The sequence below is a fragment of the Streptomyces sp. NPDC060002 genome (assembly GCF_042737245.1).
Taxonomy (GTDB): domain Bacteria; phylum Actinomycetota; class Actinomycetes; order Streptomycetales; family Streptomycetaceae; genus Streptomyces.
The window spans coordinates 188,787-200,487 of record NZ_JBHWUW010000002.1; the positions used below are offsets into that span (position 1 = coordinate 188,787).

7 protein-coding genes and 1 pseudogene are annotated in these 11,701 nt (G+C 73.4%); 2 read left to right on the plus strand and 6 right to left on the minus strand.

Annotated features, from left to right (window positions below):
* Nucleotides 1-7: 7 nt before the first annotated feature.
* The 5 genes and pseudogenes from ACFWBD_RS03335 to ACFWBD_RS03355 all read right to left on the minus strand — a co-directional run bounded on the left by ACFWBD_RS03335 (nucleotide 8) and on the right by ACFWBD_RS03355 (nucleotide 7,262).
* Nucleotides 8-1,319, minus strand: a pseudogene (locus ACFWBD_RS03335) (RNA polymerase sigma factor).
* Between the two features lie 102 nt (nucleotides 1,320-1,421).
* A complete protein-coding gene (dnaG, locus tag ACFWBD_RS03340; protein WP_385661924.1) occupies nucleotides 1,422-3,317 on the minus strand; it encodes a DNA primase in 1,896 nt (631 codons plus the stop codon).
* A gap of 154 nt (nucleotides 3,318-3,471) precedes the next feature.
* Complete coding sequence (locus ACFWBD_RS03345) at nucleotides 3,472-4,737, minus strand: NAD(P)/FAD-dependent oxidoreductase (RefSeq protein WP_385661927.1); 1,266 nt, start codon at nucleotides 4,735-4,737, stop codon at nucleotides 3,472-3,474.
* A gap of 167 nt (nucleotides 4,738-4,904) precedes the next feature.
* Complete coding sequence (locus ACFWBD_RS03350) at nucleotides 4,905-6,188, minus strand: deoxyguanosinetriphosphate triphosphohydrolase (protein WP_385661930.1); 1,284 nt, start codon at nucleotides 6,186-6,188, stop codon at nucleotides 4,905-4,907.
* A 195-nt stretch (nucleotides 6,189-6,383) separates the two neighbouring features.
* A complete protein-coding gene (locus ACFWBD_RS03355; RefSeq protein ID WP_385661933.1) occupies nucleotides 6,384-7,262 on the minus strand; it encodes a sirohydrochlorin chelatase in 879 nt (292 codons plus the stop codon).
* Nucleotides 7,263-7,452: 190 nt separating this feature from the next.
* On the opposite strand from ACFWBD_RS03355, the gene ACFWBD_RS03360 reads away from it, so the two are divergent.
* Together ACFWBD_RS03360 and ACFWBD_RS03365 are read left to right on the plus strand one after the other, a co-directional pair.
* Entirely contained in the window at nucleotides 7,453-8,130 is a 678-nt protein-coding gene (locus ACFWBD_RS03360; protein WP_385661935.1) for a vancomycin high temperature exclusion protein, read from the plus strand.
* A 379-nt stretch (nucleotides 8,131-8,509) separates the two neighbouring features.
* Nucleotides 8,510-10,846 (plus strand): molybdopterin oxidoreductase family protein, encoded by a 2,337-nt coding sequence (locus ACFWBD_RS03365; RefSeq protein WP_385661938.1) that lies wholly within the window; start codon nucleotides 8,510-8,512, stop codon nucleotides 10,844-10,846.
* Nucleotides 10,847-10,865: 19 nt separating this feature from the next.
* Here ACFWBD_RS03365 and ACFWBD_RS03370 read toward each other — a convergent pair whose 3' ends face one another.
* Nucleotides 10,866-11,609, minus strand: coding sequence for a TetR/AcrR family transcriptional regulator C-terminal domain-containing protein (locus tag ACFWBD_RS03370; protein WP_385661940.1), 744 nt, complete (start codon nucleotides 11,607-11,609; stop codon nucleotides 10,866-10,868).
* Nucleotides 11,610-11,701 lie beyond the last annotated feature (92 nt).

Consider the following 11,701-nt stretch of genomic DNA (forward strand, 5'->3'; position numbering starts at 1 on the left):
GTCCCGCTCAGTCCAGGTAGCCCCTCAGCTGGTCCGCGAAAGCGTGGTCGCGGAGTTTGTTGAGGGTCTTCGACTCGATCTGCCGGATCCGCTCGCGCGTCACGCCGAAGATGCGGCCGATCTCCTCCAGCGTGCGCGGCCGGCCGTCCGCCAGCCCGTAGCGCAGCTGGACGACCTTCCGCTCGCGTTCGCCGAGAGTGGAGAGCACGGCTTCCAGGTGCTCGCGCAGCAGCAGGAAGGCCGCCGACTCGACGGGGCTGGCCGCGTCGCCGTCCTCGATGAGGTCGCCGAGGGCCACGTCGTCCTCCTCGCCCACCGGGGCGTGCAGCGAGACCGGCTCCTGGGCCAGCCGCAGGACCTCTCCGACGCGTTCGGGCAGGAGGTCGAGCTGGGCTGCGACCTCTTCCGCGGTCGGCTCGTAGCCGCGCTCCTGGAGCATCCGGCGCTGGACGCGGACGACCCGGTTGATGAGCTCGACGACATGGACCGGGACGCGGATGGTGCGGGCCTGGTCGGCCAGCGCGCGGGACATGGCCTGGCGGATCCACCAGGTGGCGTACGTGGAGAACTTGTAGCCGCGGGCGTAGTCGAACTTCTCGACCGCCCGGATCAGGCCGAGGTTGCCCTCCTGGACGAGGTCGAGCATGGTGAGCCCGCGCCCGACGTACCGCTTGGCGACGGAGACGACGAGCCGCAGGTTGGCCTCGATGAGGCGGCGCTTGGCCATGCGGCCCAGGACGACCAGGCGGTCGAGGTCGAGGGTCAGTTGGCTGTCCAGGTCGGTGGCGCCGGCCAGCTTCTCCTCGGCGAACAGGCCGGCCTCCACGCGGCGGGCCAGGTCGACCTCCTCGGCCGCGGTGAGCAGCGGGATGCGGCCGATCTCGCGCAGGTACTGCCGGAACAGGTCCGAGGAGGGGCTGCCGTTGTCGGTGGCCCGGGCGCGGGGCGGCGGGACGGGCTCGGGGGCGTCCTCGGGAGCCTCCTCCAGGACCTCGGCGGGCGGCTCGGTCTCGGGCTCGGCCTGCGTCTGCGGGTGCGCTTCCGCGTGGGTCTCGGGGTGGTGCGCGGCACGGTTCTGCGGCGGGACGGCGGCCAGGACGTCGGCCTCGGCGTCCGGTTCCGTGCCGTCGGCCGGGCCGGCACCGCTGGTACCGGCCGTACTCTCGGCAGTGCTGACGGTCTGGGTCAGGGTCCGGGTCTGCACGGGGGCGACCTCCAGGATGATCGCTGCTGAGGTGAGCAGCAGCGGTACTTCGGGGCGGAGTCGGCGGCCACGCCGCGTCCGTCCGGGATCGGCCGCGCTCCGAGGACTCAGGCACCGCACCCAGTGTGGAGTACGACACACAGCCGCCACGAGGGGCGTGCGGCGACTTTTTGAGTCCGGTCAGTGACCGCGTGGTCACCCTGCCGCGGGCGACGGCTCAGAGAGCGGACGGGCCCTCGTGCTGCAACGCCCTGTCGTACCTGGTCAGGATCATCATCTCGTTCTGGACGGCGGCCGACTGGGCCGGGTCCGCGTGGCCGAGACGGGTCAGCGTGCCCTGGAGATCGGTGAGCCTGCGGGTCACGGCCCTGCGGCGGACCGTCACCAACTGCTCCCCCGCGTAGTTCTCGTCGACCGTGCGGCGCATGATCGCCTCGACCGCGAGCTCCGTCACCATCGCGCGGACCGCGTCGTCGGGCGCGGCCTCGCGGACCCGGACGAGGTACTCCTGCCCGTCCTTGACGCCGAACCCGGCGCCGCCCGCGTCCTGGATCGCCTGGCGTACGGCGGCGTAGGGGGCGGCTGTGAACTCGTCGATCCCGTACGCGTCGAAGGCCGGGGAGACCAGTTCGGGGCGCTGGAGGGCGAGCTTCAGCAACTCGCGTTCGGTGGCGTAGACGGCGTTGCGGAGATTGAGGGCGGGGCCGCCCGCGGTGGGCCGGGAGGCGGACTCGTACGACTGGGGGCCGCGGGCCGGCGCCGGGCCCTTGCCGCCCCGGTCGCGGGCCCAACGGGCCAGCTGGGCAACCCTTTTGACGACGAACTGGGTGTCCAGGATGCCGAGCATGCCGGCCAGCTGGACGGCGACCTCGTGCTGGGCGCCGCTGTTCTTGATGCGGGCGACGATGGGCGCGGCCTCGTCGAGGGCGGCGGCGCGGCCCGCCGGGGTGTCGAGGTCGTAGCGGACGACGATCTGACGGAGCGCGAACTCGAAGAGCGGCGTGCGGGGTTCGACCAGGTCGGCGACCGCCTCGTCGCCCTTCGCGAGGCGCAGGTCGCAGGGGTCCATGTTGTCCGGCGCGATGGCGATGTACGTCTCGGCGGCGAACTTCTGGTCGTCCTCGAAGGCGCGCAGGGCCGCCTTCTGGCCGGCCGCGTCGCCGTCGAAGGTGAAGATGACACGGGCGCTGCCGTTGTCCATGAGGAGTCGGCGGAGGATCTTGATGTGGTCGCCGCCGAAGGCCGTGCCGCAGGTCGCGATGGCGGTGGTGACGCCGGCCAGGTGGCAGGCCATGACGTCGGTGTACCCCTCGACTACGACCGCGCGGCTGGACTTGGCGATGTCCTTCTTCGCGAGGTCGATGCCGTAGAGGACCTGGGACTTCTTGTAGATCGCCGTGTCGGGCGTGTTGAGGTACTTGGGCCCGTTGTCGGTCTCGTAGAGCTTGCGCGCGCCGAAGCCGACGACCTCTCCGCCGATGTCGCGGATGGGCCACATCAGCCGGCCCCGGAAGCGGTCGATGGGCCCGCGGCGACCCTCCTGGGAGAGCCCGGAGAGGAGCAGCTCCTTGTCGGTGAAGCCCTTGCCGCGCAGGAAGCGGGTGAGGTGGTCCCAGCCCTGGGGGCTGTAGCCGACGCCGAAGTGGACGGCCGCGGCCTGGTCGAAGCCACGCTCGGCGAGGAAGATCCGGCCGGTGTCGGCCTCGGGCCCGGTGGCGAGCTGTTCCGCGTACCACTCGGCGGCGGTCTTGTGCGCCTCGACCAGCCGGATGCGTTCGCCGCGCTGGTGGGCGGGGTTGTAGCCGCCCTCCTCGTAACGCAGGGTGATGCCGGCCTGGGCGGCGAGCCGCTCGACCACCTCGGAGAAGGTGAGGTGGTCGACCTTCATCACGAACGTGATGGTGTCGCCGCCCTCCTGGCAGCCGAAGCAGTGGAAGAGTCCCTTGCTCGGGCTGACCTGGAAGGACGGCGACTTCTCGTCGTGGAACGGGCAGAGGCCCTTGAGGTTGCCGCCGCCCGCGTTGCGCAGCTGGAGGTACTCGGACACCACGGCGTCGATCGGGACCGCGTCCCGTACCGCCTTCACGTCCTCGTCGTTGATCCGTCCTGCCACGTGGTGATTCTACGGGGGCGCGGTGACATCTCCGGCGGGCCGCGGTGCCCTTGGGGTGTGCGGGGCGGGCCGTGTGCGGCTCGCCCGCGGGGGCGCGACCGGCCGCACACGACCCGCGTCCGCCGGCCACAGCCCCGCGGACGACCGGAACGGCCTAGGCGCCGAGGTCCTCCAGCGGCACCCGGGGGTCCGCCAGGGCCTCCGTGTCGATCCGCTCGCGCGAGCGGATCAGCTTCTGGATCGGCTCTGTGACGTCCCACACGTTCACGTTCATCCCGGCGAGGAGGCGGCCCTCCTTCAGCCAGAACGCGACGAACTGCCGCTTGCCCGCGTCGCCGCGGATCACCACCTCGTCGTACGTCCCCGGCGGTGCCCAGCCGCTGTACTCCATGCCCAGGTCGTACTGGTCGGAGAAGAAGTAGGGCACGCGGTCGTAGGAGACGTCCTGGCCGAGCATCGCGCGGGCGGCCGCCGGGCCGCCGTTCAGGGCGTTGGCCCAGTGCTCGACGCGCAGCCGGGTGTCGAAGAGAGCGTGCGGGAAGGACGCGACGTCGCCGGCCGCGTGGATGTCGGGGTCGGAGGTGCGCAGCCGGACGTCGACCGCGATCCCGCCGCCGTGCGCGCGGTCGGCGAGGGTGAGGCCCGCCGTCTCCGCGAGGCCCGTGCGGGGGGCCGCGCCGATCGCCGCGAGGACGTCGTGCGCCGGGTGTTCCTCGCCGTCGTCGGTGCGGACGGCGAGGACCATGCCGTCCTGGCCGACGATCTCGGTGAGCCGGGCGCCGAAGTGGAAGCGGACGCCGTGCTCGCGGTGCAGATCGGCGAAGACGCTCCCGAGCTCCGGGCCGAGGACGCCGTGCAGCGGGGTGGGTTCCGGTTCGACGACGGTGACCTCGGCGCCGTACCCACGGGCCGCCGCCGCGATCTCCAGGCCGATCCAGCCGCCGCCCGCGATCACGATGTGGCCGTTGTCACGGCCGAGGGCGGCCAGCACGCCCTTGAGACGCTCGGCGTGCGAGAGCCGGCGCAGATGGTGCACGCCCGCGAGGTCGGTGCCGGGGATGTCCAGCCGGCGGGGCTCCGCGCCGGTGGCGAGGAGCAGCTTGTCGTAGTGCGCGAGCGTGCCGTCGTCACCGAAGCGGACCGTCTTCGCGGTGCGGTCGATCGCGTCGACGGTCTGGCCGAGGTGCAGCTCGATGTCGTTCTGCGCGTACCAGGCGGGCTCATGGACGAAGACGCTCTCCCGCGTCTCCTTGCCGAGCAGGAAGCCCTTGGAGAGCGGCGGCCGCTCGTAGGGGTGGTCGCGCTCGTCGCAGATCAGTATCACGCGGCCGGTGAAGCCCTCCGCCCTCAGCGTCTCGGCCGCCTTGGCGCCGGCCAGGCCTCCTCCGACGATGACAAATGTCTGATCCGCGTCGACCACGTGATGCCTCCTACCGGGGATCCGGGGGGTGGTCCCCCGGATAACACTGTGCGTGCCGCCACATGCGAGCGTCCCGCACGCAGCGTGATCGGGGAAGGGGGACGTGCCCGATCAGGGCACGCTGGGTCACGTTCCGGGCCCGTTCGGGCGCACCCGGTCCGCACTTGTCAGGATCTCGTCCGCCTCGTCGGACGGCTGTGCAGCGAGCGGGCCGAGGCGTCGGTGAGGGAGGCGATCTGGTCGACGACGACCCGCTTGCGGGCGCGGTCGTCGGGCGCCTGCTCGAACAGGGCGCGGAACTGGGGGTCGAGGCCGTCGGGGGCGCGGGCGGTGAGCGCCTCGGCGAGCTCGGTGATGACCACGCGCTGGTCGGCGCGCAGGAGTTCCTGTTCGGCGCGCTGCATGACGTACCGGTCGGCGACCGCCTTGAGGACCGCGCACTCCAGGCGCGCCTCCTCGGGTACGACGAGCTCGGCGTCGTAACGGGTGAGGCTCCCGTTTCCGTAGCGCGCGCGTGTGGCGCCCTCGGCGGCCAGACAGAAGCGGCCGATGAGCTGGCTGGTGGCGTCCTTCAGACGGGCCTGGGCGGCCGCCGTGCCGTCGTAGCCGTGCGGCCACCAGTCCTGGTCCTGGAGTCGGTCGAGGGCGGCGGCGAGCGCGGCCGGATCGGTGCCGGCGGGGACGTAGCGGCCGACGGCGACCCGGAAGATCTCCTGGCGCTCCGGTTCGGCGTGCAGGCAGTTGGGGTCGATGTGCCCCGCGTGCAGGCCGTCCTCCACGTCGTGCACCGAGTACGCCACGTCGTCGGCCCAGTCCATGACCTGCGCCTCGAAGCACGTACGCGTGCCGGGGGCCGCTGCGCGGACCCAGTCGAAGACGGGCCTGTCGTCCTCGTAGACGCCGAACTTGGGGGACGCCGGGTCGGTGGGATGGGCGCCCCGGGGCCAGGGGTACTTGGTGGCGGCGTCGAGGGTGGCCCGGGTGAGGTTGAGGCCCACGGAGCCCTCGGCGGTGAAGCGCTTGGGTTCGATGCGGGTGAGGAGCCGCAGCGACTGGGCGTTGCCCTCGAAGCCGCCGCAGTCCCGCGCGAACTCGTTCAGTGCCTGTTCGCCGTTGTGACCGAACGGGGGGTGCCCGAGGTCGTGGGAGAGGCAGGCCGCCTCGACCAGGTCGGGGTCGCAGCCGAGGGCGGCGCCGAGCTCACGGCCCACCTGGGCGCACTCCAGGGAGTGGGTGAGCCGGGTGCGGGGGGTGGCGTCCCACGCGTCGGTGCGGGTGCCCGGTGTGACCACCTGTGTCTTGCCGGAGAGCCTTCTCAGGGCGGAGGAGTGCAGCACGCGGGCGCGGTCTCGTTGGAAGGCGGTCCGGCCGGGGCGTTTGTCCGGCTCGTGGGCCCAGCGGGCGACTGACGTCGGGTCATAGGCGGTGTCGAGGTGTGCGGTGCCTTCCATGCCTCGACAGTAAGCGGCGGGGGTGACAATCGGGTGGTACCGGGCGCCTGACCGGCTGTCGGGTCCGGCACATCGGCGGTCCGGCGCGTCGGCGGTCCGGCACATCGGCGGTCCGGCGCATCGGCGGCCGGCGCGCGTCGGCGGCCGGCGCATCGGCGGTCCGGCGCGTCGGAGGGTCCGGGCCGGTCGGGGGTCTCAGGCCGACGCCAGTTCGAGGGCCGTGTTCGCCGGGGTCGCGCGCGCCTGGTCGTAGCGGTGCAGGAGCAGGCTCGCCATCGCCGGGTGGGTGCCCAGCGGAGCGGACGCGATCCAGGGGGCCGCCCGCGCGGACTCGGTCGCGAAGCGGCCGGGGGCCGTGAAGTAGGAGGCGACCGCCACCCGGTCGCGGCCCCGCGCGGCCAGGGCGCGCAGCGCCGTCGGGACGGTCGGGGTCGCCGTGGAGGCGTACGCGGGGACCACCGGGACGCCCAGACGGCGCGCCAGGAGACGGGCCGTACGGCGGGTGTCGACGGCCGAGTCGGGGTCGCGGGAGCCCGCCGCCGCCAGGACGACCGCGCTCGTCCGGCGCTCCTCCCGCGTCATGTCCTGGCGCCAGCCCGCCTCGGCCAGGCGGGTGTACAGGGTCTCCACGAGGAACGGGTGCGGGCCGAGCGGTGCGGCCACGCGCGTGCGCACCCGCGCCTGCGCGGCCATCTCGGGGATGTCCCGCTTGACGTGGTAGCCGCGGGCCAGGAGGAGCGGGACCAGGACGGCGTCCGTCGTGCCGTGGGCGTCGAGGTCGGCGAGGGTGTCCGACAGCAGCGGCTCGTTGAGCTCGATGTGGCCGAGGTGCACCGGCAGGCCGGGGCGCTGCTCACGGACGCGGTCCAGGAGCGTGCGGACGGTGCTCAGCGCGCGGGGGTCGCGGCTGCCGTGGGCGACGACGACCAGCGCGGGCGGGCCGGGACGCCGGCGGCCGTCGAGCTGGACGAGGCTGAGCTGGCTGGCGAGCTGGGAGCTGATCCGGTTCATGATGTGCGCCGTACTGTCGAGGTGGACTTCGGACTCGTCGTACTGAGCGGGCGACGCCTTCATGAACAGATCCTGACGGCTCGAGGTTGCACCCCCGTTGCCTGACCGTCACGAGTGTTTTCGGGTCGTTCACGTCGCGCCCGGGGGCGGTGTGAGATGTGGCTCGTGGTGCGGGGGCGAACCGGATCACCGTCTGCTGCGTCTTCCGGGGCCGAAGGGGCTTTCGACCTGTTCGACCTGGGGGGAACACCGTATGGACATCCGTCGACCGCGGCTGCCGCGCACTCGTGCCGGCCGGCGGCGGCTGGTGCAGGCCGTGATGGCCGGATGCGTGCTCGCGCTGCTGCCGGCCACCTGGCTGTACGTGTCCACGGCCGGCCGGCTCGGTACGACCGCCGACGCGCCGCGCACCGAGGTCGCCGTCGTGTTCGGCGCCGGTCTGTGGGACGGCGAGCCCTCGCCGTATCTCGCGCACCGGCTGGACGCGGCGGCGAAGCTGTACCGGGAGGGCCGTATCGAGGTCGTGCTCGTGACGGGCGACAACAGCCGCGAGGACTACGACGAGCCCGACGCCATGCGCACCTATCTGACCGGACACGGGGTGCCCGACGCGCGGATCGTCAGCGACTACGCCGGTTTCGACACCTGGGACTCCTGCGTCCGCGCCAAGAAGATCTTCGGCGTCGACCGGGCCGTGCTGATCAGCCAGGACTTCCACATCCGGCGGGCCGTCGCCCTGTGCGAGGCGGCGGGCGTGGACTCGTACGGGGTCGGCGTCGCCGCCAAGCACGACGTGACCTGGTACTACGGGGGCGCCCGGGAGGTTCTCGCGGCCGGCAAGGCGGCCCTGGACGCGGTGTTCGAGCCGGACCCCAGGTTCCTCGGACCGAAGGAAGCGGGAGTGACGAAGGCCCTCGCCGACGACCGGTGAGGCGAGGGCTGCGGCGACCGGTGAGGCGAGGGCTCCCGCCCGGTGAGGCGAGGGCTGCGGCGGGGGCTGCGCCGACCGGTGAGGCGAGGGCTCCCGCCCGGTGAGGCGGGGGCTGCGGCGGCGGATGCGGGGGCTGCGGCGGCAGAAGCGGCGGCCGGTGAGGCGAGGGCTCCCGCCCGGTGAGGCGGGGGCTGCGGCGGCGGATGCGGGGGCTGCGGCGGCGGGCGCCTCACGGTCAGTTCGCCCCGGCGGGCGCCTCACGGCCAGTTCGCCCCGGCGGGCGCCTCACGGTGGGTCCGGTCGGGCGAGGAGGGCACCACCACACCGCCGTAACAGGAGACCGCACGGCGCGTAACACGGCCGAAGCACGCTGGAGCGTATGCCGACCACTTCGACGCCCACCCACTGCCCGTACTGCGCTCTGCAGTGCGGGATGGCCCTGTCGCCCCTGCCCACGGGTGGCGTCGAGGTGGTCGAGCGCCCGGACTTCCCGGTGAACCGGGGCGCGCTGTGCGGCAAGGGCCGTACGGCGCCCGCCGTGCTCTCCTCCCGGGTGCGGCTGACCTCCCCGTTGGTGCGGTCCGGCGACTCGCTCGTGCCCGCCACCTGGGAGGAGGCGCTGGACCGGATCGCCGGGGAGTTCCGCAGGGTGCGCTCCGAGCGCGGGGCCGACGCGCTCGGCGTGTTCGGCGGGGGCGGGCTGACGAACGAGAAGGCGTACACGCTCGGCAAGTTCGCGCGGGTCGTGCTCGGCACCTCGCAGATCGACTACAACGGCCGCTTCTGCATGTCGTCCGCGGCGGCGGCGGGCATCAAGGCCTTCGGGCTCGACCGGGGGCTCCCGTTCCCGCTGGAGGACATCCCGAGGACGGGGTGCGTGATCCTGGTCGGATCCAACCTCGCGGAGACCATGCCGCCCGCTCTGCGGTTCTTCAACGAGCTGCGGGAGAACGGCGGCACGCTGATCGTGATCGACCCGCGCCGCACGAAGACCGCCGAGCAGGCCGACCTGCACCTCGCGCCCCGGCCCGGGACGGATCTCGCGCTGGCGCTGGGCCTGCTGCACCTGATCGTCGCCGAGGGGCGGGTCGACGAGGAGTACGTGCGGGAGCGGACCAGTGGCTGGGAGGAGGCGCGGGCGGCCGCCATGGCGCACTGGCCGGAGTACGTGGAGCGGATCACGGGGGTGTCCGTTCCACAACTCCGCGAGACCGTAAGGCTGTTCTGCGAGCCCGAGGCCGCGATGGTGCTCACCGCGCGCGGGCCCGAGCAGCAGTCCAAGGGCACCGACACGGTCGGCGCGTGGATCAACCTCTGCCTGGCGACCGGGCGGGCCGGGCGCCCGCTCAGCGGCTACGGCTGTCTGACCGGGCAGGGCAACGGGCAGGGCGGGCGTGAGCACGGCCAGAAGGCCGACCAGCTGCCCGGCTACCGCAAGCTGGACGACCCGGCGGCCCGGCGGCACGTCGCCGAGGTCTGGGGCGTGGACCCGGACTCGCTGCCCGGGCCCGGGCGCAGCGCGTACGAGCTGCTGGACGCCCTGGGGTCCGACATCCGGTCGCTGCTGCTGATGGGGTCGAACCCGGTGGTGTCGGCGCCGAACGCCGCGCACATCGAGGAGCGCATCAAGTCCCTCGAGTTCCTCGCCGTCTGCGATGTCGTCCTGTCGGAGACGGCGGCCCTCGCGGACGTCGTCCTGCCGGTCACCCAGTGGGCGGAGGAGACGGGGACGACGACCAGCCTGGAGGGACGGGTCCTGCTGCGACGCCAGGCGATCACCGCCCCGGAGGGGGTACGCAGCGACCTGGAGGTCCTGCACGAACTGGCGGCCCGGCTGGGCTTCGAGAAGGGCTTCCCGACCGACCCCGGGGAGGTCTTCGAGGAACTCCGACGAGCCAGCGCGGGCGGCATCGCGGACTACTCCGGCATCACCTACGCGCGCCTGACGGAGGACGGCGGAACCGGGGTGTTCTGGCCCTGCCCGGCGGAGGCGGAGGCGGAGGCGGAGGCGGAGAGTGATGCGCGGGACGAGGGTGACGCGGCGGCCGAGGGCGGCGCGCGGGTCGCGGGAGGCGAGAAGAGCGACCGGCGGCTCAGTGCGGACGCCGAGGGTGACGCGGAGGGCGACCGGCGGCGCAATGTGGCGGCCGGGGACGATGCGGAAGCCGAGGCCGGTGCGGCACTCGGGGGCGGTGCGCAAGCCGAGGGTGACGCTGCGGCCGAGGGTGGTGCGGCGGCCAGGAGGGGGCGGCGGGGGGCCGGTACGCCGCGGCTCTTTCTCGAGCGGTTCGCCACGGAGGACGGGCGGGCCCGCTTCGTGCCGGTCTCGCACCGGCCCACCGCCGAGGAACCGGACGACGACTACCCCGTCCTGCTCACCACCGGACGGGTCGTGGCGCAGTACCAGTCCGGCGCCCAGACCCGCCGCGTGGACGAGCTGAACGCCGCCGCGCCCGGCCCGTTCGTCGAGCTGCACCCCCGGCTGGCGGCGCGGCTCGGAGCGGCCGAGGGCGACCCCCTGGCCGTGGTGTCGCGGCGCGGACGGGCGGTGGCCCCCGCCCGGATCACCACCGGGATCCGCCCCGACACCGTCTTCATGCCGTTCCACTGGCCGGGCGAGGGCCGCGTCAACACGCTGACCAACCCGGCACTGGACCCGACCTCGCGCATGCCGGAGTTCAAGGTGTGCGCGGTGCGGGTGGAGATCGCCGAGTGACCGGCCGGCCGCCGGCGGGCTAGCCGGGCAGGCGCAGGGCGAGGCCGTCCAGGACGACCTCCAGGCCGTACCGGAACTTCTTCTCGCGCAGCGCGACGGGGTCGGCGGCCGTCGCGGCGGCGTCCGCGTAGCCGCCGGCGAGATGCTCGTGCCCGGCCGCGGCCCGCTGGGCGGCGGGCATGAGGCGGGCGATGAAGTCGGACTCGCTCTCGCCCGAGCGGGCGACCGTGGTGAGCCAGGCGGCCTCGGTGGTGCTCATGCCGATGACGTACGACAGGACGGTGTCGATGGCTCGGCTCGGCTCCGGGAAGCCGGCGGCCGTGAACAGCGCGGCCAGGCGCTCGGAGAAGGACATGAGGTTGGGGCCGAGGTAGGCGAGGCCCGCCTGACCGAGAACCGACGACAGCCAGGGGTGGCGCAGACTCGTCGCGCGGAAGGCGGCGGCGGCCTCGGTGACGGCCGCCCGCCAGTCGGGGGCGGTCGCGTCCGGGACGTGGATCTCGGCGGCGACCTCGTCGACGGCCAGCTCCATCAGCTCGTCCTTGGTGGCGACGTGCCGGTACAGGGAGGTCGCGCCGGCGTTCAGCCGGGCGCCCAGCTTGCGCATGCTCAGCGCCTCGATGCCGTCGGCGTCCAGCATGGCGATCGCCTCGCGGACGATCGAGCCCCGGCTGAGCGTCGGCTGGTCGGGCTCACGGCGCTGCCTGGCCCAGACGGACGGCACGGACGGCACGGGGTGCGGGTTCTTCGGCCTGGCGGCCATGGGTTCCTGTTCCTCTCCTCGGTGCGTACTGCTGCGTCACGTACTGCTGCGTCGCGTACTGCTGCGTGGCGATGCGTGGCGCCGTGTTCGGC

Bases quoted from the DNA above. Each gene is read 5' to 3' on its own strand.
- ACFWBD_RS03350 (WP_385661930.1), bottom strand. From the start codon at position 6,188: ATGGAAGGCACCGCACACCTCGACACCGCCTATGACCCGACGTCAGTC.
- ACFWBD_RS03355 (WP_385661933.1), bottom strand. From the start codon at position 7,262: ATGAAGGCGTCGCCCGCTCAGTACGACGAGTCCGAAGTCCACCTCGAC.
- ACFWBD_RS03360 (WP_385661935.1), top strand. From the start codon at position 7,453: ATGGACATCCGTCGACCGCGGCTGCCGCGCACTCGTGCCGGCCGGCGG.
- ACFWBD_RS03365 (WP_385661938.1), top strand. From the start codon at position 8,510: ATGCCGACCACTTCGACGCCCACCCACTGCCCGTACTGCGCTCTGCAG.
- ACFWBD_RS03370 (WP_385661940.1), bottom strand. From the start codon at position 11,609: ATGGCCGCCAGGCCGAAGAACCCGCACCCCGTGCCGTCCGTGCCGTCC.